Genomic DNA, 25,335 nt, shown 5'->3' on the forward strand with positions numbered 1-25,335 from the left:
GCATTGCGAGCCGTAACGTAAAGGGATCCCCTTCTCTTTCGTAAAGGAATACCCATGACCGACAACTTGATCAAGCGTGCCGTCCACGCGCAGTTCGGCACACGACCGACGTTGCGCTCGGTGGTCGCGCAGATGCTCGCCGACCACCTTGTGGAAAAATACCCGCCGCTGACGCTGCCCGTTGCCCGATTGCGCCTCGCGCTGCCCCGTGAAGGCGGTGGACGCAGTTTGCAGCCACTGCTTGAGGTCGCGCTTGAATACCTCGCCAGCGGCATTTTCCCTGACCTCACTGCTCGCGACGGGCTCGACGCTTACCTGAGCGACGCCGGCGGCACGCGGCTGGTCTTCGAACAAAACGGCATGCACAGCTACGACCTGGCGGTGGTGGAAGCGGTCATCCGCGAACTGCCGTTTATCGTGCAGGTGGGCTTTCAAGACGCGCTGACCGCCTACTGGAACATGCCCAGCGACGCCGCAGGCAGCCGCTGGCAGTGGTTTGCCGGTATTTTGCAGGGCCAACTGCGCGCTGCAGCCATCCGCCAATTGAGCGGCGATGTCTCTGCGTTGCAACGACTCATTCACCTGGCCGACTACCCTGCGCGCGAAACCCGCAGCCAGCGCGCCGGGCCGGAATCTTCGCTGCATGCCTACAGCGTGGAAACCCGCCTGGTTCAAGGCGACATCCAGGTCACGTTGCAATCGAGCGACCTGGTATTGGTCGATGGTAAACAGGCGTGGCTCTGCAGCCTGTCGGGCCGCATCGAAGCCTACTCCAGCCTGGATGCCTTTGGCGAAGCCTGGGGGCGGCGCATTGCAGAACAGTTCACCGCCGACAGCCTCACCTGGCAACTCTATGAACCGGACGGCAATATCTTCGAAGTGCAGGCTGCACTGGTGCTCGATGCCCAGCTCGATGACATTGCGGCCCTGGACCTGACGAGCGCTACCTCGGCGGATCGCCTGCAAGCGCAGTTCGAATCGCTGACCGACCCCGCCGCGCGGCTGGGCGACGTATCCACCGCGCCGAGCCAGACCCTGCTGTCGGTCGAGGCCGCCCTCCCCGACTGGTTGCGGCAGGCCTCGCCCGACCTGCGTTTGGCCTATCGTCGCTGCCTGCTCGAACAAGCCAGCGTCAGGCGGCTGGAAGACGGTAAAACCTGGCTGACGGGTCTGGACGATATCCGTTCCTATGCTCGTCGCCATCTGGACAACCAGCTGTGCCTGGAACGCAATGCCTGGCTGACCAACCAGCGCACCTGTGAAACCGACGCCGCCACCTACAGCGCCGACCACCTGGAACTGACCTTTGCCGTACCGTACGGCACGCTCAGCGGGGGCTACCTCGAAACGGTGCGCATGAGCCTGGTGGACCTGGCCCTGAAAAACCTGTCGGGCAAACCGCGCGGTTCCATGACCCTGCGTGACACGACCGGACAAGCCCTTGAAGCGTGGCTGACGCCCGATTACATCGAGCAATTGGTACAACGGGTGGATATCGGTCTGAACTACCCCAACTACGTTCGTCGCCAATTGCTCGGCGACACCGATGAGGCGCAGCAACGCAAACGCCGGTTCATTGCCCAACGTCCGCTTGAACTGACGAGCCAGGCGCTGGAGCACGCCATAAAGAACGAAGCGGGCCTTACCTGGATGGGCGTCAAGTATGTGACCGCCGTGGTCGCTGCCAGCCGCGCCGAGCGCTGCGTGGATAACCGCGACATCGTCATGCGCCCGCTGGCCTTTCAACGCAAGCCCGGAGCCAAGGCGGATGGGGTGCAGCACATGTTCATCATCGAGCCGCGTGATGGCCAGGCCGGCCCACATTTGCTGTACCGCCCCAGCTATCGTGAGTCGCTGTTGCAATTCAGCAGCCGCGAGCAATTGCTTGCGGCCATCGTCAAGCCGGGCGAGCTGCAGGACAGTGTCCTCGCGTGGCTGGGTGACAGCGCCCGTCTTATTTACAGCAACGGCGGATTCAACGAGCCGCATTACGTGCGGATCGGTGGCATTGGTTCGGCGTTCGATCCGCTGCCCGCCGTGCCCGCACCGGCGATACTGGCGTTGAGCGATGATGAGAGCAACGACGAACTCATGCAGTCGCTGACCAATGGCCAGCTCATGGAGTACCTGTTTACCAGCGAGGCGCGCCAACTGCTGGAACAGGCCGAGCGCGAGTCGACCTCCAATGTCGAAAGCCGCTGGGCACTGATTCTGGAAGGCGCGCAACTGGGCTTTAATACCTTATTGATGCTGGTGCGCGGACCGGCGGCGGTGGTGGGCTGGTTTATGCAACTGGTCCAGAGCCTTGCCCAGGACTTGCCGGCGCTGGTCAGCGACGACCCAATTGCGCGGGAACTGGCATGGATCGATTTGCTGCTCAACACGGCCATGGTGCTGGTGCATCAAGCCTCGGCTCCACCCGCAACGCAGCGGCCGCCTATTGATCAGTCGGCCGTCGCCCGACTGCCACTGCGGCGCACGGCGGGCCCGCCGGCAAAAACACTGCCCGTGATCAAGCGCGGAGCGGTCGGCCTGCCCTCCGAACCGCCGGGTGGCGGTCGCACGCGGGTCAACTTCGATCATTCAGTGGCCGGCGACGGCGCATCCGCGCGGCTGCTGGAAAAACTGCTGAACTACAAAGTGGCCTGGCCCGACCCTGTTCCCGCTCCCATCGAAATCGGCGCGCTCAAGGGTCTGTACAAAATCGATAGCGTTTGGCATGCGTCGGTTGGCGGGTTGTTGTTCCGGGTCAAGATCGTTCCAGGGTTCAGTGAGGTATTTATTGTTCACCCCGAAAAACCCGCCCATCCGGGCATCAAGCTAAGAACCGATAGCAAGGGCCACTGGACCCTGGATCGCGGTTTGAAGCTGCTGGGCGGTGGCCCCAAACGTATTGCGCAGTTGCGCGAGGAAAACCAGCGCAAGACTCGTGAAATGGTCGCGCAAATGGAGTCCCTTGGCCTGGAAATCACCCCGCAAATAAATGAGCTCAATGCATCGATGATGCGGATGCAGACGGCCTACGAGAACTTGATCAAACAGGGCAATACGCTCAAAACGGTATGGAAGCTGCTCCAGCACGCCGACGTCGCACAAAAACCCGCGCTGCTGCAAAGGCATCAACTTGAGGTGCAGGGTTACGCCAGGCTGCGCAACCAGTACGAAGCGCTGCTGGAACCGCTGCAAAAACGCTATGACCAGGTGCTGCCGCTGCGTCTGGAGCTGGTTGAAGTGGGTCGGTCTCTGGAAAAGTATGGGGGCGCCGGGGTTCACGTCCGGGACCGGGCCAAAACACTGCACACCCTTTGGGGTGATCAGTTTTCCATTCACACGTACCTGAGGGGCTGGGCCGATACGCTGCGTTTCACCGGCAGTGGAGAGCCGATGTCACACCTGGTTTTGCGCATGCTCCCGGAAAAATGGATAGGAAACCCAACTGCCTATAACGAGCATGTCACCAGAGCGATTGAACTGGCCGACATGTGGCAACGCATGGCAACGCTTTCCGAAGCCATGGAAAACACCCTGGATCAACTTGAAAAAGACTCCGTCGCGGGCCGTGCGATACGGGAATCGCTGCTGGCCGGGATCAAGCATCCCCAGCACTTCTCCTCTGAGAGCCTGAAGCTCAACGCACTGATCCCGTTGTCGTGGATACTGGTGGAACCATTCGAGCCCGGACTGATACGCACGCCACAAGAAGCGCTGTACGTCGAACACCTGGCGTACATGGAGTTGACCAAAGCTGTGCTGTCCCATGTCGAGGTGCGTAGCAGTTCAGGCTATGCCCTGGCAGAACAACGCCAGGTATACGACACGGTACTGGTCATGTACCGGCGCTATGAACATGCCGCACAAGTACTCAAGACGATCAACCCGGGTCGCCTGCATCCTGTGTCGGAACGCCTGTTCAAGCAATTGGACAGTGCTCGTCGGCTGGCCGAAACCGAGCTGGAAACGGTGGTACGCCGACAGGAAGAACTGGACACCCAGCCCCCCACTGCGACCAACCTGCGCCCCAAGGCCTCGACAAAACGGGTATTCAAAACCCGCAAGCACCACTACTACGTCGGAGAACTGCAGCCAGCAGGCGCGACGACCGATACCACACACATTGTCATCACCGACACGATGACAGGCGAAGCCATTGCAAGGTACGACCAACAGGCGGACGGCTGGGCGCAGTCCAGCCAGGACACGCCTTCGGCGCCTGAACCGGCGCCGAAGGCGCAGTCGCTGACCACCCTGAAAAACCAGGGTTTGCAGCTGATCCGGGAACGGCCGGCGCTTGAGCGTGTCATCGCTACCCAGCAGCAGAAACTGCAATCGCCGCTGACCCGACAAGACGTCAACCCGGCGGACTGGGATGCGCTGCTCGGCGGACAAGCGAGCAGGCTTGACGCACTTGCTGACGAGATCGCACGCGAACACATCGCCAGCCCGACGGCACAGGATTTGATCGATGACTTCAGGGCCAACGCCCGTGACATGACTCGAAAGGCGCAGCGCGTCACCAGCGACGCCTACAAACAACAATGGCCAACCCTGGAAGGTATCGATTACCTGTGGCGCCATAAAGAAATCGATATCAACCTGACCAGCCAGGCAGACCCGCTGCGTCCCACCTTGAGCGGAGACTTCTTTACCGAATACGCGGTGTACGACAAAGCCCGCAAGCCTGCGGTGGTGTTGTGGTACGCGCACTTTCACTACACATCAGCCGAGGCTGCGCCCGCGGCTTATACCCGCGCCCATCTGAAGCTGCCCGAGCAACGCAAATTCACGCAAAAGGATCTGCTCAAGCAGCATGTGCAAGCCCGGCTGCGCGCTCAGCAGGAGGCCGGCGCCGAGCCGCTGGGCAAGATTCTCTATGTGCTGATCGAGCCGCCAACTGACCGGTTGTTCCTGAGCATTGCCCCGTCTACTGCAGGCTGAACACGGAAAGGACTACCCATGACGCTCCCCGAGTCCTCCACTGGCGCACAAGCACTGCGCCAGACCGTGCAAGCGCAGTTTCGTGCTCGCCCCACGCTGCGCTCAGTCATTGCACAGTTGCTGGATCAACTGATCATTGAAAAAACCGCACCGCTCAATATCCCCGCCGAAGCGGTGTATGTCGCCTTCCCGAATCAGGCAGGCGGTTATGACCTGACCCGGCTGGTGGAGGTGGTGCTCGATTACCTGGCCGGCGGTGATCCGCCGGACTTTTACACCGGCACCGCAGACCGTGTGCCGCACCTGGTGGACATCACCCGGCGCAAGGTCACCTTCGCCCAGGTCGGTGACTCGCACGCTGCGACCGGGCCAGACATGACCATGCTGGCAGGGGTGGTTCGGCAACTGCCCGGGATTATCGCCATCGGCTTTCAGGAGGCGTTGGCCCGCTACTGGAATGGCGCCAGTACCGCCGGCGGCAGCCGCTGGGAATGGTTGGGCGACCGGCTTGCCGAGGCGCTGCGGGTCGCCGCGATCAGCCACGCCGCCGTCGACCCGACGCTGGCTGAAACCCTCACGCAGATGGCCAATCATCCTGATCGCCTGGGCCTTGAGGCGTTCAGCCCGGCGCGCGTGTACGTGCTCGAATCGCGGGTGTCCAGGGGCGCACTGTCCAGCACATTGCTGTCGCCTGATTTGTTGGTGACGCTCGATCAACGGGTGTTGCATTGCCGGTTGTCAGGCGTGATCGCGACTTACCCGTCGATGGACGCATTCGTCCAGGCCTGGCAACGCGAGTTGAGCCTGCAGTTCGAAGCCGACGCTATAAAACTCAAACGCTATGAACCTTCCGGCAATTTTTTCGACACCCAAGCGGCACTGCTGTTGAATCTACAGCTGGAGGATCTGGCCGCCATCCAGTTGCCGACGCGCACCAGCAAAGCCGAACTCGCCGCGCTGTTCGTGCGCGTTACCGATCCGGCCGCGTGGTTAAGTGGCGCACACAGTGCCGATCCTCAATTCTTGCGGCGTGTGCACGCGGCGCTGCCTGGCTGGTTGAGCAGTGCCAAGCCCGCCGCGCAATTGGCGTACCGCAGGCACAGCCTGGAACTGGCCAGGAACCGCCAGGTCAGCCAGGGTAAATCGTGGTCCGATGGCATCGATAACCTGCGGGTGTACGCGGCAAAACAGCTGCACCGGCAAATGCGGCTGGACCAGCCCCAGGCGCCGGGCTATCAACCCGATGAGCTGGAGCTGACCTTCGCGGTGGCGGTCGGCACTTTGGGCGGCGGTTATATCGAGCGCCAGACGATGAGTCTGACCGACCTGGCATTGAAGAATCTGTCCGGCAAACCCAAGGGCACAATGACCCTTCGGCACACTGGCGGGCAACTGATTCAGGCCTGGACAACACCCGACTATCTGCTGGACCTGATCAGCCGCGTGGACATTGGCAAACACTACCCGCTTTTGCTCAAAGAGCATTTGTTGGTTCCCTCTGCCGAGGCCGTTGAACGCCAGCGCCTGTTTGGCGAAGCGTTGAGGGTGATGCTAGCGTTGACGGCGCTGGAACTGGCGGTCAAGGGCGAGCAAGGTTTTACCCTTGTGGGCTACCAGTTCATCGCGGCCCTGGTACAGCCCGGCGCGGTGCAACAGATCGTGGGTGACGACGCGGTCGTGATACGCCCGCTGGCATTGCGCAGAAAAGACGGCGCCACCCCCGATCAGGTCGACACCATGTTCGTCATCGAACGCACCGACAACCGCAAGGGGCCGCATATTCTGTACAGGCCTTTGTATGAGCAGTCCCTGCGGCAGTTCGCGGATCGTTCAGCAATGCTGGCGGCCATCGCCGCACCCGGCGACCTGCAGGAAAGCGTGTTGGCGTGGCTGCCTGAGCATGCACGACCGATCTATGCGCACGGCGGTTTGCAGGAACCGCACATCGTGCACTTCTCCGCCCTGGACCCGTTTGACGTACCTGACAGACCCAGGCCCGCGACGCTGGCGGCTGATGCGACCGATGAAGAACTTATCCAGTCGCTGCAAGGCGGCGAGCTGATGCAGCATCTGTTTGGCCGCAACGCCCGGGCGCTGGTGGACCTGGCCGAGCGCGAAGCGGTGTCCAATGCTCAAAGCCGCTGGGCGATTGTGCTGGAGGGCGGCTGGCTATTGTTCAACATCCTGTTGGGGCTGCCGCTGAGTGCGCCGGTCATGCTGGTGGGCTGGATGGCGTCATTGAGCAGCAGTCTGATGCATGACATTCCCGGCCTTGATAGCACGGACGCCATCACCCGCGAGCAGGCCGTTGTTGATCTTTTACTGAACATCGCCCTGGTGCTGCTGCATGCCGGTACGGCGGTCGACGTTGCGCGAGGGTCCGATTCACCGCGCTACGGGCTGGCGCTGGACCCGATCCGCCGGGCATCGGGTCGACCGCCGGACACCACGCTGGTAATTGATCCAGGCCCGATTGCGCTGCCGTCCGAGCCCCCGGGAAGCGGTCACACCTTGCTGGACTTCGACACGTCAGTGGCGCGGGATGCCTCTGCCGCGCGCCTGCTTGAACAGCTCACCGCCGTGCGCGTCGAATGGCCCAAAGAGCACCTGGCTCCGGTGGATACCGGTGCCTTCAAAGGCTTGTTCAGGATCGCGGGAAAATGGCATGCCACGGTCGCTGGCCGGCTGTTCCAGGTAAAGATCGTGCCGGGCTTCGGCGATGTGTTCGTCGTGCATCCGCTAAAACCGGATCATCCCGGCATCAAATTGCGCACCGACGGCCAAGGGCACTGGACGCTGGATCGTGGCCTGAAACTGACGGGGGGTGGCCCGAAAAAACGGATTGCCGCCTACCGGCAGGCGCTGGAGGACCGAACGGCGCCACTGTTGGCCCGCAAGGCCGATATCGGCAACCAGATGGATCAACTCTGCGCCGTCCACGAGCAAGCGTTCAACAAGGCCCGGCACACCCGCGCCGAGTTTGAGTCAAACCGTGCAGCGCTGATAAACGCGTGGAACACGGTCCAGACGTCTGCGTCCCCGAAGACGCATGACCTGCAACTGCAGCAGTTCTGGCAGGAAAAAACCCGCGCAACCCAGGTCGCTTTTGAAGTGGCGTTACGCCTCATGCAGCGCAACGTGGACGCACTGGTGCCCTTGCAACGGCAGTTGCTCGACAGCTTTAACCAGATTCGCGCGGTGGACGCAGCGCCCCTGTATGAAGAGCAGCAATTAAGCGCGATGAACACGCTGTCGCGGATACATTGTGCCGTGCGCGACCTGTTGCAGGACCATCTCAGGGACGTGGCGATTACCGTTGAAGGTGAGCACGTAGACGCGCTTGCCTCACGGTCTCTTGAAGCATTGGCGCGTGAACAGAACAGCGTTTACGAGACATTTATCGCGCAAAAGCAACGCGAGCAAGCGCACAGCCAGGCGCTGATCGAATGCACGGAGCGCATAGAAACCCTGTGGGACGAAATGGCCCGACTCTCGCCGGCGGGCAGCGCGCAGAGCGACAAGCTGCACGCGCAAATCACCGTGCCGGAGTTGTTCTACGCCGCCAACTACAGGATCAAGTTACTGAGCACCGAAGTGGAGCTGGCTATCGACCGCAGTGGCCCGGCGCCCGATCACAGCGAGGGGTTTTTCCTCCAGCATCTGAACGGCACGCGCTTTTACTCGGCGCTGATCTCTCATCTACAAATGCGCATCGTGCGCGGCTTTACCCTGCAGGAACAGATTTCAGTCTACGAAAACGTCATCACGCACTACGAAAGTCAGGCCTACGCCATGCGCTCGCTGCACGAGTTGGGGTCGAGCACTGTGCGTCAACCCTATCCGGAGATGTTTCTGGCAAGCCTTGCACAGGCGCGCAGCATCGCCGAGCAAGACCTGGCCACCGCCATTCACACCCTCGAAAAAACCCAGGTACCGCTGCCCAGGGCGCTGCCACTCAAAAACAAGCCTGCCAACAGGCGGGTGTTCAAAACCCGCAACCATGGCACGCTGGTCGGTGATGCCCGCACACAAGCGAGCGACGCGCTTATCGACCTGCATGACCCGCAAACGGGCGCCGTCAGCAGCACCTTTCATGCACATCCAGAGGAAGGCAATTACGTCGAAATAGTCCAGGCGGCGCCACCGGCTCGGCCACCGACACGACCGCCTGCCGGGCGCTCGGCAAGTGCGGCGATCAAGGCTGGCAACCGCCTCAAACAGGAGCGGGTAAATCGGGAGCGCCTGATTCAGCGTGAAATGCGCCAGTTGGATGACGCGACGTTACGCGATGAGAAGAACCCGCAGGAATGGTTCACGCTGCTCGAACAACTGGCCGATGAGCTGGAGTCCATCAGCAACGAGCTTGCGCGCGCAAAGCCGGCCACCGGGCCGATCACGGCGGCCATCGAGGGCTTTCGCGCCGAAGCCCTGGACCTGCGCGACACCGGCAAGCGCTACCGAAACAACGCCTACAAGCGCCAGGCGCCGACGTCCGACAAGGTATTTACGCTGTGGCGCGATAATCAGGTGGATATTCAACGGGTCAGCGCCCGCACAGCGACCCAGGCCCAGGACTTTCTCACGGAATATGCGATCCGCGACAAAGCCTCCAACAAGGTGCTGTGGTATGCACACTTTCACTACGCCAGGGGAACCGACGCTGACCTGGCCTACACCGCCGGGCATCTGAAACGCGCGGAGCAGCGTTATCTGGGATTCAAGGCGCAGTTGCAGCAAGCCCGGAACAACCAGGTCGTGGGACGGGTCTGGCGCAGCGACGTCTCGCGGGAGATGGCGAAGAAGCTGTTCTTTTATTCAGCGTGAACGTTGACCGAGGAGGTCCATCGTGAACGGGCACGCTTTGGCAGCCGGGCTCGTTGTGGCCAGGTAGCTCGTCGTGGCGAGCGGGCTTGTTGTGGCGAGCGGGCTTGCCCCGCGTTGGGGTGCGAAGCGCCCCCAATCAAGCAAAACGCGGTGTACCTGATACGGCTCAGCGTCTGGTTTTGGGGCTGCTGCGCAGCCCAACGCAGGACAAGCCTGCTCGCCACAGTTAAGCCAGTGTGATGCTCGAAGCAATGAGCGGTGCGACTTTTCGGTGTACCTATCCGTTTCTGCGGTAACGGCAACTTAGGGTTCCGCCCTTACGGCGGCTCACTTTTGAAAAGCGCAAAAGTAAGCAAAACGCTCTTGCCCCAACACTCGGCACCTCGCCCAGGCTCGGTGTGCCTAAGATCAAGATCAAAAGCGCGGCGGCCTGAGAGCCGACCGAAATGGTCTGCCGAACGCTGTAAAAAATGTGGGAGGGGGCTTGCTCCCGATGGCGTCGGCCCAGCAAACATTGATGTTGAAGACCCACCGCTTTCGCGGGCAAGTCGAATCGTCGCACCGACGCTCCCACAGGGGAGCTGCGCTTAACCGACTGGCATTAGGGCAAACCCTAATGCCGTTCAGTTAAGCGCAGATTCCCTGTGGCGAGCAGGCTTGTCCTGCGTTGGGCTGCGCAGCAGCCCCAAAGCCAGGCGCTGAGCCGTATCAGGTACACCGCGTTTTGCTCGATTGGGGGCGCTTCGCACCCCAACGCGGGGCAAGCCCGCTCGCCACAATAAGCCCACACATTTTCCTTAACTGAACGGCATTAGGGCAAGCCCGCTCGCCACAATAAAGACCTTGATGTTAGCCTCAGTGGGCGAACAACGAGTTGCCCTTCTTGCCCGCCAGCTTCTCGGGCTTGATCAGGAAACGCGCCAGCGCCGGCAACAGCCACAGGGCGCCGAACATGTTCCACAGCAGCATGAAGGTGAGCATCAGCCCCATGTCGGCCTGGAACTTGATCGCCGAGAAAATCCAGGTGCACACGCCAATCGCCAGGCACAGGCCGGTGAACAGCACCGCTTTACCCGTGGACTTGAGCGTCTGGTAGTACGCCTCTTGCAGCGGCAGACCCGCGCGCAGGAAGCTCTCCAGGCGACTGTAGATGTAGATGCCGTAGTCCACGCCAATCCCCACGCCCAGCGCCACCACCGGCAGGGTCGCGACCTTGACGCCGATACCCATGAACGCCATCAGCGCGTTGCCCAGCACCGAGGTCAGCACCAGCGGCAGCACGATGCACAGGGTGGCGGCCCAGGAGCGGAAGGTGATCATGCACATGGTCGCCACGCACAGGTACACCAGAATCAGGATGGTCAGTTCCGACTCCTTGATGACCTCGTTGGTGGCGGCTTCAATCCCGGCGTTACCGGCCGCCAGGATGAATTCCAGGCCGTCCTTGTTGTTCTCTTTGGCGAAGTCCTGCACCGCGTGCACCGCGCGGTCGAGGGTCTCGGCCTTGTGGTCGTTGAGGAACACTAGCACCGGCGCCAGCGAGCAATTGTTGTTGTACAGGCCATCAGCGCGGGCGATGGAGTTGTTCAGCACGTCGGGGTTGCGCGACAGGGTTTCCCATTTGAGGTTGCCCTCGTTCATGCCCTTGATCATCTGCTTGGACACGGTCACCAGCGAGATCGCCGATTGCACGCCCTCGGTGTTCTGCATCTTCCACATCAGTTGGTCGATGGGCGCCATGGCTTCGTAGCGCGAACAGCCTTCGGCCTTGGTCTTGACCATCACCACCAGCACATCGGAGCTGGTGGAGTAGTTACTGATGATGAAGTTGTTGTCCTTGTTGTAGCGCGAGTCCGGGCGCAGCTCCGGTGCGCCCTGGTCCAGATCGCCGATCTTGAGGTTCTGGCTGTACCAGAGGCCGCCGCCAAAGGCGACCAGCGCCAGCAGGATCGAGACCGGTGCGACTTTGGCGCTGGCGAACCTGGACAGCAAGCGCCAGAACGGGTGTTCGCGGTTCGCGTCTTTCTTGCTCCTGGCGATGGCGCGCTGGCTGATGCCCGCGTAGGAAATCGCCACCGGCAGCAGGATCAGGTTGGTGAACACGATCACCGCCACGCCGATGGAGGCGCCGATGGCCAGTTCACGGATCACGCCGATGTCGATGATCAGCAGGGTAATAAAGCCCACCGCATCGGCAAGGATCGCGATCATGCCCGGCAGGAACAATTGGCGGAAGGTACGCCGCGCGGCAGTCAGCGCGTTGTCGGCCTCGCTGGACTGCAGGGCGATGCCGTTGATTTTCTGTACGCCGTGGGAAATGCCGATGGCGAAGATCAGGAACGGCACCAGCATCGAATAAGGATCGAGCCCGAAGCCGAAAAAATGCATCAGGCCCAGTTGCCACACCACCGCCACCAGGGTGGTACTCAACACCGCAACGGTGCTGCGCACGCAATGGGTGAACCACAGCAATAGAACCAGGGTGATGACGAACGCAACGCCGAAGAACAGCACCACCATCACCAGCCCGTCGATCAGGTCGCCGACCTTTTTGGCAAAGCCGACGATGTGGATCTTGACGTTGGGGTTCTGCGCTTCGAACTTGTCGCGGATCTTGTCTTCCAGTTCATGGGAAAACTTCTGGTAGTCCAGGGCGAGCAATTTGCCCTGGTCCTGCGGGTCCGGATAGGACTCCAGCAACGGGATATCAACGATGCTCGACTTGAAATCGTTGGCCACCAGACGCCCAACCTGGCCGGATTTGAGCACGTTATTGCGCAGTTGATCGAGGCTGGCCGGCGAGCCGTTGTAGCTCTGCGGAATCACTTCACCGCCGGCGAAGCCTTCTTCGGTCACTTCGGTCCAGCGCACGCTGGGGCTCCACAGCGACTTGAGGCCCGAGCGGTCGACGCCGGAGATGTAGAACACCTCGTCGTTGATCTGGCGCAGGGTCTCCATGTAGTCCCTGGTGAAGATGTCACCGTCCCTGGCCTCCACCGAGATGCGCACGGTGTTGCCCAGGTTCGCCAGGTCGTTACGGTGTTCCATCATCTTTTCGATGAAGGGGTGCTTGAGCGGGATCATTTTTTCGAAGCTGGTGGACGGGCGAATCAGGGTCGCCTGCCAGAACAGGAAAATGCTCACCAGCAGGCAGATCACGATGACTGCCGGGCGGTTGTTGAAGATCAGGCGTTCAAGGAAGGTCGCTTTATCGTTGTGATGACTGCTCATGCTTTCCCGCCCTTATTATTGTTTTGTCGGTTCGGCGCCGGTCGGCGTGGCAACCCGCACACCGCCCTGCCCGACCAGAATCAGATTGCCGTTGCCCGCCGCCGTGACGGCCGAGAGCGAGATACGGTCCGGGCGATTGAACACGCTGAACGTCAGCCCGTCGTCATGGCTGACGACCACGCTGCCACCATTGCCGACGACCACGATGGAGCCATCCGCCAACAAGGTGGCGCCGGATAAACCAAACTCCAGTGCGCCGCGCGCCGCGTTCAGCTCGACCTGCTCCCAGGTGCTGCCGAAATCGCTGGAGCGGTACAGATTGCCGCGCAGGCCATAGGCCAACAGCGTCTGCGCTTGCGCCGTGCCAATCACGCCGAACAGCGAGCCTTCGTAAGGGCCTTCGAGTTTTTCCCAGGTCTGGCCGTTATCGCTGGAGCGGAACATGCTGCCCTGCTCGCCGACGATGAACAGGCCGGCGTCCTTGATGGCGGCGATCGCGTTGAGGTGGAACTGGTCTTCGTTGTCGAGGCGGTCGCTGACGTCGGTCCAGGTATTGCCGCCGTCGGTGGTTTCGATCAACGCCCCGTAGGCGCCCACCGCCAGGCCGTGGCTGGCATCGTTGAACAAGATGTCGAGCAACGGCGCTTCGCGCTTGAGGTCTTGAAATTGCTGGGTCCAGGTGGCGCCGCCATCGGTGCTGGCGAGGATTTGCGCATCGTGGCCGACCGCCCAACCGTGCTTGTCGTCGATAAAAAACACCGCCGTGAGCAACTGGCGGGTGGGGACGCTGGCCTGGGTCCAGGTGCTGCCCTGATTATCGGAATAGAGGATGTGCCCGCGATCACCGACTGCCACCAGACGTCTGCCGGCGTGCACCACATCGATCATCAGGCCCTTGACGGCCTTGGGGGACTCAATCGCAGACACCGCTGGCGCGGTGGTATCGCTGGCGGCCTGGACGGCGGTCGACAACGCGACAGCGCCAAGCAGCGAGAGCGCTGTGGCCAGCATCGCAACCCTGCGTGCGGCGCGTGGGCGGCAAACAACCCAAGCCATGACAGGCTCACTCATAGACCTTTCTCCCCATTATTATTTTTTGTCAGGTCGTCTCGTCTTCCCGGGCGCTGAAACCTGCAATCTAGAGCGCCTGAAGCAAGCACGGGCCATCCTAGCGGGCTTTGGAATCGCCTGACAATCGGCGGTACGTTATCTTTTGTTAACTAGTGGCTTTTCGTCAGCGTCTGAATATAGCCGCATTCGCCAGAGTGATTGATTGGGCAGCAATGAATTTTTATTCCATGTATTGAATTAAGAGAATATTTATTCCATTAATAGCGCTCCTGAAAATAAAAATCCAAGGACCACGGCGATGCGCGAACTCGGAATCGGTTTGATCGGCACAGGCTTCATGGGGCGCGCCCACGCGCTGGCATTCAACAATGCCCGGTCAGTGTTCGACCTGCCGGTTCAGCTCAAGCTGGTCGCCCTGGCCGATGCCGACGGTGAACGCGCCGAGCGCTGCGCCAAAGCCTGGGGATTTGGCCAGGCCCAGGGTGATTGGCAAGCGTTGATCAACGACCCCAGGGTTGACGTCGTCGCCATCACCACGCCCAACCACTTGCACTACCCCATGGCCATGGCCGCGATTGCGGCGGGCAAGGCGGTGTATTGTGAAAAGCCCCTGGCCGTCAGCCTCGAGCAGGCCGACGCAATGCGCCAGGCTGCCCGTGCCGCAGGCGTGATCACGCGGGTGGGCTACAACTATCAGCACAACCCGATGATCGGGCTGGCGCGGCAGATGATCGCCAATGGCGAGCTGGGCCGGATCATCAGCTTTCAGGGCGAGTTCAGCGAAGACTTCATGGCCGATCCGGCCTCGCCTTGGTCGTGGCGCTGCGAGGTGGAACACGCCGGTGGCGCCCTCGCGGACCTGGGCAGTCATTTATTGTCGATGGCGCGCTACCTGGTCGGTGAGGTGGTCAGCGTGTGTGCCGATACCCACACGGTGCACAGCCGACGCCCGGCGGTCAGAGGCAGCGACACGTTCCAGGCCATCGCAGTGGATGATCAGGTGCATGCGCTGCTGCGCTTCGCCAACGGTGCGCGCGGTACGGTCAGCAGCAGTTGGCTCAAGCACGGTTATAAAAACCACCTGAGTTTTGAAATCAGCGGCACCGAAGGCACCCTGGCGTTCGATCAGGAACGCTTGAATGAACTGCGCGTATATCGTGCCGGCCAAATGGGCTTTCAACGGGTGCTGGCCGGTCCCGATCTGCCCGGCTACGCCGCATTCAGCCCGGCGGCGGGACATCAATTGGGCTACAACGAATTGAAGACCCTGGAAGTGCAGGAGTTGATCATGGCGCTGGCGGGCCAGGGCGCAGATGGCAGCGATTTTGACGATGCGTGGGAAGTGGAACGGCTGGCGGCGGCGATTCGTACGGCGGCCCGCGAGGAACGTTGGGTCAGGATCAGCGAGGTGAGCGGCGAGCCGGGAGCTTAAATATCTTTTTACACTTAAGACGCTGAGGACTTTCTGGCATCCTGCGCCTCCCTTTTCTGACCCGAGCCCGCATTTTGTCTGACGCTCAAGCCCCCCGTCCGCGCTATAAATCCGAGCTGATCTACGGCCTCGAAGACCGTCCGCACTTTACCGCGGCGGTGTTTGCCGCGTTGCAGCATGTGCTCGCGAGCTTCGTCGGCATCATCACACCGACCCTGATCGTCGGCGGCGTGCTGGGCCTGGAAAGCGAAGTACCGTACCTGGTGAGCATGGCGCTGTTCGTCTCGGGGCTGGGCACCTTCGTGCAGGCGCGCACCTTCGGCCCCATCGGTTCGGGGCTGTTGTGCCTGCAGGGCACCAGTTTTTCGTTTATCAGCGTGATTCTCAGCGCGGGCTTCTTGGTCAAGGCCCGCGGCGGTGGTACGGATGAAATTCTCTCGACAATCTTTGGCGTGTGCTTTTTCGCAGCGTTTATCGAAGTGGCGCTCAGTCAGTTCATCGGCAAGCTGCGCAAGCTGATCACACCGGTGGTGACGGGCACCATCATTACTCTGATGGGGCTGTCGCTGATCAAGGTGGCGGTCACCGACATGGCCGGCGGCTTTGGCGCCAATGATCTGGGCGCAGCCGGCAATATGGGGCTGGCCGCGCTCGTGCTGCTGACCATCGTGGTGCTCAATCGCTTCAACAATGCGTTTTTGCGCCTGGGCTCGATTGTGATCGGCCTGACCCTTGGCTTCGTCGTCGCCTGGTGGCTGGGCCGTGTCGACATGGCCGCCCTGCCCCAGGTGCCGTTGATCAGCGTGCCGGTGCCGTTCAAATATGGTTTCTCGTTTGACTGGGTGGCGTTTGTCCCGGTGGCGGTGATCTTCCTGATTTCGCCGCTGGAGGCGGCAGGCGATCTGACAGCCAATTCGATGATTTCCCAACAACCGGTCAAGGGCCCGCTGTACATCAAGCGGATCAAATCCGGCCTGCTGGCCGACGGGCTCAACTCAGCCATGGCCGCCACTTTCAATAGCCTGCCGATGGTGACGTTCGCACAGAACAACGGGGTGATTCAGCTGACCGGCGTGGCCAGCCGTTACGTGGCGTACTTCATCGCCGGCCTGCTGGTGCTGCTGGGGCTGTTCCCGATGATCGGCGCGGTGCTGCAATTGATGCCCAAGCCGGTGCTGGGCGGCGCCACCCTGATCATGTTCGGTACCGTGGCGGTGGCCGGCATCAAGATCCTCGCCGAAGCCGGCCTGCATCGGCGCAATGTGCTGATCGTGGCGATTTCCCTTGGCATGGGCCTGGGCGTTGCCGCCGTGCCCGAAGTGCTGCGCGACCTGCCCAAGACATTGCACGACATCTTCGAATCGCCGATCACCGTGGGCGCGTTCTGTGCAATCCTGCTGAACATCTTCCTGCCCGAAACGTTCATCGCGCTGGAAGACGACGAATTTGATCCGGAGTCATCCACCCTCAAGGTGATGCAGGACCCGGACGTCACGAAATAGGAGCAGGTTCACATGCGCAAGCTCATGGTTCTATCGTTACTGCTGTTGACCTTGAGCGCGTGCGCGCTGTTTCCCCATCGCGATCCGGTCAACATCACCGTGGTGGGCATCGAGCCGCTGCAGAGCCAGGACCTGGAAGTGCGCTTCGCGGTGAAACTGCGGGTGCAGAACCCCAATGAAACGGCGATTGACTACAACGGCGTGGCGCTGGACCTGGAAGTCAACGGGCGGCCGCTGGCGTCAGGGGTGAGTGATCAAGACGGCAACATCCCACGTTTTTCCGAGACCGTTCTGACCGTGCCGGTCAGCGTTTCAGCGTTTTCCGTGTTGCGCCAGACCCTGGGCCTGAGCCAGACCCAACGCCTGAACAACCTGCCATACGTGCTGCGCGGCAAACTGGCGGGTGGGCTGTTCGGCACCCTGCGCTTTGTGGACCGTGGCACGCTGAATCTGCCGAACACGGCGACTTGGTAAAACAAGAGAGTGATCTATCCCCGTGGCGAGCAGGCTTGCCCTGCGTTGGGCTGCGCAGCAGCCCCAAAGCCAGGCGCTGAGCCGTATCAGGTACACCGCGTTTTGCTTGATTGGGGGCGCTTCGCACCCCAACGCGGGGCAAGCCCGCTCGCCACAATAAGCCCACAAGCGCAGATTCCCTGTGGCGAGCAGTCTTGTCCTGCGTTGGGCTGCGCAGCAGCCCCAAAGCCAGGCGCTGAGCCGTATCAGGTACACCGCGTTTTGCTTGATTGGGGGCGCTTCGCACCCCAACGCGGGGCAAGCCCGCTCGCCACAATAAGCCCACAAGCGCAGATTCCCTGTGGCGAGCAGGCTTTTCCTGCGTTGGGCTGCGCAGCAGCCCCAAAACCAGACGCTGAGCCGTATCAGGTACACCGCGTTTTGCTCGATTGGGGGCGCTTCGCACCCCAACGCGGGGCAAGCCCGCTCGCCACAATAAGCCCACAAGCGCAGATTCCCTGTGGCGAGCAGGCTTGTCCTGCGTTGGGCTGCGCAGCAGCCCCAAAGCCAGGCGCTGGGCCGTATCAGGTACACCGCGTTTTGCTTGATTGGGGGCGCTTCGCACCCCAACGCGGGGCAAGCCCGCTCGCCACAATAAGCCCGCAAATTTTCCTTAACTGAACGGCATCAGGGCAAGCCCGCTCGCCACAGAGCCGTGGTTTGACTCGCCGCTGCCCACGCTGCGCGAGGCCATTGTGGCGTGTTTTATTTAGCCGCAGCCATCAGCTTGTTGACTTCGCTGCGCACCATGCCGGAGAACTCCGGTGGCGACATGCCGTCAAGCTCGGCACGCACCCATTCGGCCCATTTACCCTTGCGCTTGGCGCGCTCACCGAACAGTCGCGCAGCTTCGCCCTTGGCCTTGCCCAGGTTGCTTTGCCACAGGTCATAAAGACGGGACTTTTCATCTTCCAGCTCGGCACGTTCGGCGAGGGTCTTGTTGGCGAGATTGAAGCTCATGTTGAATTACCTGCTGCACAAATAGGTGCCATCTTACACCGTGGGTCGAAATATCCTGATCCGGATTTTGCTCCAAACCGGCTGCAGGCAAAAAAACTGCAACTTTTGCCGACGCCGGACACTCCATTGTTCACTGTCACATTCACCTGCAAGGAGTCACCCAATGGCCCGCAAAACCGCTGCCCAAGCCGTCGAAGAACAAATCAAGGATCAAGCGTTCAGTGAACTGACGGCGCTGATCGAAGAATCCGACAAGCTGCTTAAAAGCAGCGCAGCCCTGGTGGGCGAAGAAGGCGAAACCCTGCGTGAGCAGGTCGCCATCAAACTCAAGCAGGCCCTGGACTCGGTCTCCAGCGTGCGCGAGCGCAGCAAGCCGGTGGTGGATGCCACCGAGACCTACATCGGTGGTCATCCGTGGCAGACCGTGGCGATTTCCGCAGGCTTCGGTCTGGTGGTCGGCCTGTTGCTGGGTCGTCGCAACTGATTGCCGGGGGCTGCGCGCCCTGCGCAGCCCCTTTTACTCTCCCGCCAGCTCCCGTAACTGCTGAAGATCCTTCGCGTCAATCTCGATACCCGCCTCCAGCGACTTCGCCCGCGTGCGATGACGCCGATCACCCGGTAACCGCCGCAACCCTGCTGCATGCATTTGCCGCACCAGCTCCTGACTGCGCTCGGCGAAGCTTTGCCCGGCGGTTTTGCTCGGGTCGATCACGATCAGCAATTGCCCGGTCCAGGGCGTGCGTGCGCCCGGGTGATCCGCCCAGTTGAATTCGAAGGAAAAATTACCGCCCGTCAACGCCGCCGCCAGCAGCTCGACCATCATCGACAACGCCGAGCCCTTGTGCCCGCCGAATGGCAACAGCGCGCCGCCTTCAAGCACTGCCCTGGGGTCCTGGGTAGGCTGGCCCAGGCTGTCGACCCCCATGCCCGGCGGCAAGCGCTCGCCGTTGCGTGCGGCGATCTGCACATCGCCGTGGGCGATGGCGCTGGTGGCAAGGTCAAACACAATCGGCGGCCCGTCGGCACGCGGTGCGGCGAACGCGATGGGGTTGGTACCGAACAGCGGCCGGTCGGCGCCATGGGGCACCACGCAGGTCATGCTGTTGACCACACTCAGCGCCACCAGACCTTCCTCGGCGAAGGGCTCGACATCCGGCCACAGTGCGGCGAAGTGATGGGAGTTGTGGATCGCGAGCAAGGCGATGCCGGCGCTGCGGGCCTTGTCCACCAGCAGCGTACGCGCGGCTTCAAGGGCGGGCTGGGCAAACCCGTTGCAGGCGTCTACCCGCACAAAGCCGGAGGCCACATCCGTCACCAGCGGCACCGCATGGCCATTGACCCAGCCGCTGGCCAACGTACTCAGGTAACCGGGGATACGGAAAATGCCATGGCTGTGGGCGCCGTCGCGCTCGGCGCTCGCACAGTTGTGAGCCAGGATGGCCGCCACCTCGGCTGACGTGCCGTGCTTGATGAACAGGGCGTGCAGCAACGCCACCAGGTCGTTGAAACCGATGAGCGCGCAAGGAAGGTCGACGATCGGGGACTGGGCAGACATCTGTAGCTCCGATTTTATAATTGGGAGAAACAACAAGAATCCACATCGTCGATTAAACAACGCGGCCCGTGGCTGCTGTCAATGTCTGCTTCAGATATGTAACACCCTTGGCACTGCGCCTGCCATTACGGTGCGCACTGATGACAGCCCCGCAAATGGAACGCGCGCCATGACCCAGGTGAACCCGCCTTACTTTTTCGATGAGTTTCAACGCCCCGTCAGTCGCAAGACCCCCTCGGAACGCGAGCGTACTCTGGGGTTTTCAGTCAAGGACCTTGATTGGTTGCTGACCCTGTATTACGCCACGGACGCGGCGCGCCAGAACAACGAAGCACGCGACTACCCGATGAACGTGGAACGGCTGCTGGTCAATCTCAGCGACCAGCCCGCACTAGTGCTGGCCGGCGCCTTCATCATGAGCCCGACACCTGACGACGCTAAAGCCTTGCTCTTCACGCCCTATGGCGGCCTGGAGTTGTTCGACAGCCGTGCCGACCTGCTTGAGGGCGTGGAGGAACGCTTGAAACAGCCCGGCCAGCGTGCAGAGCTGCTGCAGTTTCTGGCCATCGATGAGCGTGACGCCTTGCCGGGCAAGGATCCATTGATCGTGAGCACCGCCGCCGTCCCCGGCGCCGTGATGGCGGACCAGCGCCAGGGCATTCTCGACGCGCAACAGAAAAACGTCGTCGCGATGCTGGACCAGTTGCGCAAGCTCCCCACCCTGCGCTGGATGCTCGACACGCTGCTCAACATCATGGCGCGGCGCTACTTTCCCAGCCTTGACCAGAGCGACACGCGGGTGGACTTTCTCGCCAGGGTCGCCACCGATGAGGAACATCGCCTGGGCGCCTCCATGCCCCTGCGCGAGGCACTTCTGCAGTTTTACGGCCGTCAGGGCTGGCCCACGGACCAGACCCGCACGTTCGCCAATCTCGGCCACGACACCCGCCAGCATACCCTGCAGCAACAGGCCAAAGACCAGCAGAACTGGGACAGCCTGGTCGCGCAAACCAGCGGTATTCTCTCGACCTTGCTGCACAGCCTGCTGCAAACCTATTGGAACGAAGACTGCCGGGACGGTCAGTCACGCCTGCAGTTTTTCGCGCGGGTGATCAGTGACAAGTTTCGCGTCGACCTGCTGTTCAAGCACCAGGACCAGATCGTGAGCACTGAAGAAAGCCAGACGCTGCGCGCGATATTTCTCGCAGACCAGGCCGCGCGCAGCACCTATGCAAGCACCCTGAAAATAGAAAAGGTTCAGGTTCATGCGCCCTATCAACATTACGTTGAATTGGCCAGCACCCTGCTGATCAGCAACTCCCACGCGTATTTCTATACCCAATCGCGGGGGTTGCAGGTGCTCAAGAACGTGGAAGAACTCAAGGGCATGCTGCAGGCCATGCTCAAGACGGCCGGGCATGAAGATGAGCTGCTCAATTTTCTGTCGCTGGATGAGCGCAGCGTGTTTATCGACATGGATCAGGTGCAAGTCACCGGCAAACCTGTCGCCGACGATGTCTTCCAGGACATGATCAAGGACATTGCGGCCAAACAGTTCAGCAACCTGGAGCATGCGCTGGGCCTGTATCGGCGCAGCGTCGGCACCATCAACCTGGGCGCCCTGCTCGATACCGCCCTGGACGTTCGCATCATGCTCGACAGCCGGCTGATGGAGCACGACGCTGGCGGACACTGGAGCGTGCACCCAGTCACCAGCGGCAATGGACGACCGAGTACGGTATTGGCGGAAAAGGCCAAGCTGCAGCTCAAACGAATGCGTGCCGTGCATGATGCGCTGGCACTGGAACGCAGCAAGCAGTTGACGCTGCGCGATCTGGCCGCCCATGCACTGGATGCGGAAATGGCCAAAGGGCATACGAACCTGAAGGCCGATGACGTCTACCTCAATACCTATTCCACGCCGGCAGGAGAACGCGAGAGGCGCGTGCCTGAAACCTCAATCGGCATGGTCGCGCACTTTATTGCGCGCCTGGCCGGGCAGGCTGACGCGCTTGGTCAGTCGGCGGTGCGCGGGTTTTACGGCAAGCCTGAAGCGGGCACTGCGTTGAAATTACCCAACGTGACGGTCGCCAGCTTCAATACAGTCATCGACAAGGTGCTGAGCAGCTTCGTCGACAGGGACCTGCGCACACTCCCCCATGTGCTGATCGACAACAACAAGGCACATCCGGCCCAGGGGCTGTTCGATGGCTTGAGCGGCGAAGCGCACCTCAGGCGCCTGTCACGTACCCTTGGCCCCACTCACGTCGCCTTGCTGGGCAGTGTGCTCAACAACGAGAGCATGACCCGGCTGACACGGCATGGCCTGAAAGGGTTTATCCCGGACGCCTACGGCCTGAGCCTGAGCGTCGGAACCCGCACCGATCCACTGACCAGCTGCTTTGTACTGACCGAACGCGGCGGCATCGACACCGAGCATTCCGGTGCGGCCATACTTTGGACGCCAGGGCGTGGCTATGAGGGGTTTGCCTCGGTCAAGACCTTGCGCGATACCCTCGACCGACGTGTACAGGATGAGCGTGAACGCTGGACGTTGGTTGAGCACCTGCCGCCGTCCAGGCGTGTGCCCCACCAGCGTTTCATGCTGGGCCCATTGCAGCGTATCGATGATCATCTGGTCAACAATCGCCAGTCCACCTATAGCCGCTTCGTGCTGGACGAGATCGACCACCTGCTGTCGATGAGGCTGGGAGCACAACGCTTTCAGGACTGTATGGACGCGTTGATCCGCCGCGCGCCGCCATCCAACCTGGACCGAGCCATCAACATCGCCCACGCCCTGATCAACCAGCAGGCGTTACCGGTATGGCTGGGCATGGCGGCGCAGGCAGACCAGCGCCTGCATGCCGAACTGCTCGAACAGTACCGCCTGAGCGCGCCGCAGGAGCGCGACTATCTGCACGGCATCACGCCCCTGCGCGATAAAGTCGGGAGCACGCTGAAAGCCCTGCTTGCAGCGCGCTTTCCCGACCACGCGACAGACCCGGAGCACGTGCTGATCACGCCACGCATCGAGCTGCAGGGCCACACGCAGACCCTGACGGATTTCGCCATGCGCCATCTGCCGCAATTGCGCGCCGAGGATATCCGGCCGACATCGCGTGCTGCCACCGGGCTGCCCGCCACGCTGGACGGGAACGCCGTGGTGCAACTGGTGCGGCAGCTGGATTTGAAGAGTATCTACCAGACGTTGCTCGCCACCCACCTCAACGGCAACACCGACGACACGCGCGTGCGCCGCCAACTCTTCTGCCGGCAGCTGCCCTGGCAACTGCTGCAGTACGCCCACGAACAAAAGCTCAATGAACGCCTGTCGGACGCGGCCTGGCGCCTGCTCCAGCAAGCCTTTGACATGCCCGATGCCGTGGCCCGTGCCGCCGTCAGCGGTGCGAAGGCGCTGATTCGACCGCTGGAGCTGATCGCCACCAAGGGCGCCTCCGTAGTCGCGGCCCTGGGCTGCTACCTGATCGGTGCCGAGGCAGCCGATCCCCTGGTGCTGTACGCGCCCTACAGCACCCGGCACGTATTGAAAGAGTACAAGGACGAAACCGAACTGCTGCATGAGTTCACATCCCCCGGCGCATTGCAGGACTGGGTGATCGGCCAGATGCAAACGGCTCATCAGACGACCTATCGCAATCTGTTGCGTCGGCCGAACGCGGACATTCATCTGGGCGCGTCGCCCGTCAGCGGCAATCTGCTGCATCGGTTGTTCGACGACAACCGCGAGATGCTCAACCGGATGCTGACCTGCCAGTTCACGCCATCGGGGCAACGACAGTGGGATGCGGTGAGCAGCCTGCTGAGCGAGGCTATCCCCAGAGGCCTGGCGTTCATGGCGGGCAAGCTCGCCTACCCGCTGGTGGTGTGGCGCAGTTATACGTTGTTCAAGGCCTCAGCCGAAGACCTGCAAGAGCATCGTTGGACAAGTGCACTCAAGACCTTTATCGCCGGCGTGGCCCAACTGGCCGCCCTGCGCGATGAACTGGACGCGCCGTTGCCTGGCTTGCCTGCGGCCAAACAGCCGTCGTCGCTCGAACAATGGCCAGCAGCCTCACCGCCCAAAGCGATGACTCTGGACACCTACAAAGTGACAGCCCCTGCGCGCACGCGTTTGAAGAAGTTTGAAGGCCAGGATGTTTCGCTTGACTCCCTGAACCTGAATGCGCAGACCCACACCTACGGAGAGAAGTACGGAGAGCGCCACTTTGTGCCCGCTGCGGGCAAGGTATACGCCGTGAGCAAAGCCGGTGAGCACTGGCGACTGGGTGCTACCGAGGATCGCGGCCCCTGGATACAACGCAATAGCCAGGGCATATGGGTGCTTGACCTGAACCGACACACCCCCCGCTATGGCAAGGTCCTGTCCCGCCTTGCCGATCGCTACTACCCTCCTACTGCCGAGCAGCATGGCATCAACGTGGAGGCGATTGGCATGCGCGCAATCAGCGCCGTGTCGAGTTGGAAGGCGCGCTGTATCAACGAAGCATTGAATGTCGCCACGTACTACGCCGTGACCTGCAAACGCAACATTCTGCACTTCGCCCCCTCACGTGATCCGTTGAGCCGGTGCGGCTTGTTTTTTGGCGACATGTTCGGCGTCGGTACCCTCAGCCCCGACCAATTGGGGCGGATCGAGCGCCGGATTGACGAAGTGCTCAATGAGCTGATCAACCCCAGCCTGATCACACCCGACTCCATGCGCTTTGTCAGTGGCACCGACCGTTACAACCCTGCGGATGCTTGCGCGTTCATTCTGCCTGGCGAAGCAGAACGCCGGATTTACTTGATGGACCGCTTTTTCGACCCGCTGCTGGACGTCTATCAGAACCGTCTCAACGCGCCGTTCGACATTGCCGCCCATGCACGTGCGGCCACCCTGATCCACGAGATAACCCACATAACCTGCGACACTGAAGACCTGGCCTACCTGGACTCGATGCGACCGTTTCCTGACTTGATCAACGTCAACATCAAAGGCGCCACGCAGCTCAAGACCACGCTGACGGACTTGCGTGAAACCGCGCTGTCGACGCTGACGCCAGCCTCGACGCTGTTCAGGACGTGGGACGAATTCAGCCAGACGTGGGAAGATTTCGGCAAAAGCACTTCGAGTACTTCACTCAAGGACAAGGTGCTGAGTGCCACCGGTACAAAAACGTTGCAGGATGCGCGGTCAGTGTTCATGAGTAACGTCGACAAGCGCATCGACACCATCCTGGCCAATGCAGACTCCATTACCTACCTGATCACCCACCTGGGACGCACGTTGGATGCGGGAGCCTGAACAG

At 61.4% G+C, this 25,335-nt stretch carries 11 protein-coding genes; 7 read left to right on the plus strand and 4 right to left on the minus strand.

Features of this window, described 5'->3' with window-relative positions:
- The first annotated feature begins 54 nt into the window (after positions 1–54).
- Both ACXX81_RS11230 and ACXX81_RS11235 read left to right on the plus strand, forming a co-directional pair.
- Positions 55–4,935: a dermonecrotic toxin domain-containing protein gene (locus ACXX81_RS11230; protein WP_458571686.1), complete on the plus strand. Its 4,881-nt coding sequence runs from the start codon at positions 55–57 to the stop codon at positions 4,933–4,935.
- A gap of 18 nt (positions 4,936–4,953) precedes the next feature.
- The gene (locus ACXX81_RS11235; protein ID WP_458571687.1) at positions 4,954–9,759 is read left to right on the plus strand and encodes a hypothetical protein; all 4,806 of its coding nucleotides are present in this window, start codon (positions 4,954–4,956) and stop codon (positions 9,757–9,759) included.
- Between the two features lie 855 nt (positions 9,760–10,614).
- Here the strand turns inward: ACXX81_RS11235 and ACXX81_RS11240 are convergent.
- A complete protein-coding gene (locus ACXX81_RS11240) occupies positions 10,615–12,990 on the minus strand; it encodes an efflux RND transporter permease subunit (protein ID WP_231423732.1) in 2,376 nt (791 codons plus the stop codon).
- A 15-nt stretch (positions 12,991–13,005) separates the two neighbouring features.
- Positions 13,006–14,046, minus strand: a complete 1,041-nt coding sequence (locus tag ACXX81_RS11245) for a WD40/YVTN/BNR-like repeat-containing protein (protein ID WP_458571688.1) — start codon at positions 14,044–14,046, stop codon at positions 13,006–13,008.
- Between the two features lie 313 nt (positions 14,047–14,359).
- Here ACXX81_RS11245 and ACXX81_RS11250 point away from each other — a divergent pair, with 313 nt between their 5' ends.
- From ACXX81_RS11250 to ACXX81_RS11260, 3 genes are all read left to right on the plus strand, one after another.
- Complete coding sequence (locus ACXX81_RS11250) at positions 14,360–15,493, plus strand: Gfo/Idh/MocA family protein (RefSeq protein WP_458571689.1); 1,134 nt, start codon at positions 14,360–14,362, stop codon at positions 15,491–15,493.
- Positions 15,494–15,567: 74 nt separating this feature from the next.
- Positions 15,568–16,995, plus strand: a complete 1,428-nt coding sequence (locus ACXX81_RS11255; RefSeq protein ID WP_209981584.1) for a nucleobase:cation symporter-2 family protein — start codon at positions 15,568–15,570, stop codon at positions 16,993–16,995.
- Between the two features lie 12 nt (positions 16,996–17,007).
- A complete protein-coding gene (locus ACXX81_RS11260) occupies positions 17,008–17,469 on the plus strand; it encodes an LEA/WHy family protein (RefSeq protein ID WP_209981582.1) in 462 nt (153 codons plus the stop codon).
- A gap of 744 nt (positions 17,470–18,213) precedes the next feature.
- Here the strand turns inward: ACXX81_RS11260 and ACXX81_RS11265 are convergent.
- Complete coding sequence (locus ACXX81_RS11265) at positions 18,214–18,468, minus strand: hypothetical protein (protein WP_057009320.1); 255 nt, start codon at positions 18,466–18,468, stop codon at positions 18,214–18,216.
- Between the two features lie 163 nt (positions 18,469–18,631).
- On the opposite strand from ACXX81_RS11265, the gene ACXX81_RS11270 reads away from it, so the two are divergent.
- The gene (locus ACXX81_RS11270; RefSeq protein WP_017738628.1) at positions 18,632–18,952 is read left to right on the plus strand and encodes an ElaB/YgaM/YqjD family protein; all 321 of its coding nucleotides are present in this window, start codon (positions 18,632–18,634) and stop codon (positions 18,950–18,952) included.
- 33 nt (positions 18,953–18,985) lie between these two features.
- Here ACXX81_RS11270 and ACXX81_RS11275 read toward each other — a convergent pair whose 3' ends face one another.
- The gene (locus tag ACXX81_RS11275) at positions 18,986–20,023 is read right to left on the minus strand and encodes an Ldh family oxidoreductase (RefSeq protein ID WP_209981580.1); all 1,038 of its coding nucleotides are present in this window, start codon (positions 20,021–20,023) and stop codon (positions 18,986–18,988) included.
- A gap of 169 nt (positions 20,024–20,192) precedes the next feature.
- On the opposite strand from ACXX81_RS11275, the gene ACXX81_RS11280 reads away from it, so the two are divergent.
- Positions 20,193–25,331 (plus strand): dermonecrotic toxin domain-containing protein, encoded by a 5,139-nt coding sequence (locus ACXX81_RS11280; RefSeq protein ID WP_458571690.1) that lies wholly within the window; start codon positions 20,193–20,195, stop codon positions 25,329–25,331.
- Positions 25,332–25,335 lie beyond the last annotated feature (4 nt).

The organism is Pseudomonas sp. GNP013, assembly GCF_054343995.1.

What these genes read in the sequence shown, in the direction of transcription:
- ACXX81_RS11230 (WP_458571686.1), top strand. Translation starts at nt 55, where the DNA reads ATGACCGACAACTTGATCAAGCGTGCCGTCCACGCGCAGTTCGGCACA.
- ACXX81_RS11235 (WP_458571687.1), top strand. Translation starts at nt 4,954, where the DNA reads ATGACGCTCCCCGAGTCCTCCACTGGCGCACAAGCACTGCGCCAGACC.
- ACXX81_RS11240 (WP_231423732.1), bottom strand. Translation starts at nt 12,990, where the DNA reads ATGAGCAGTCATCACAACGATAAAGCGACCTTCCTTGAACGCCTGATC.
- ACXX81_RS11245 (WP_458571688.1), bottom strand. Translation starts at nt 14,046, where the DNA reads ATGGCTTGGGTTGTTTGCCGCCCACGCGCCGCACGCAGGGTTGCGATG.
- ACXX81_RS11250 (WP_458571689.1), top strand. Translation starts at nt 14,360, where the DNA reads ATGCGCGAACTCGGAATCGGTTTGATCGGCACAGGCTTCATGGGGCGC.
- ACXX81_RS11260 (WP_209981582.1), top strand. Translation starts at nt 17,008, where the DNA reads ATGCGCAAGCTCATGGTTCTATCGTTACTGCTGTTGACCTTGAGCGCG.
- ACXX81_RS11265 (WP_057009320.1), bottom strand. Translation starts at nt 18,468, where the DNA reads ATGAGCTTCAATCTCGCCAACAAGACCCTCGCCGAACGTGCCGAGCTG.
- ACXX81_RS11270 (WP_017738628.1), top strand. Translation starts at nt 18,632, where the DNA reads ATGGCCCGCAAAACCGCTGCCCAAGCCGTCGAAGAACAAATCAAGGAT.
- ACXX81_RS11275 (WP_209981580.1), bottom strand. Translation starts at nt 20,023, where the DNA reads ATGTCTGCCCAGTCCCCGATCGTCGACCTTCCTTGCGCGCTCATCGGT.
- ACXX81_RS11280 (WP_458571690.1), top strand. Translation starts at nt 20,193, where the DNA reads ATGACCCAGGTGAACCCGCCTTACTTTTTCGATGAGTTTCAACGCCCC.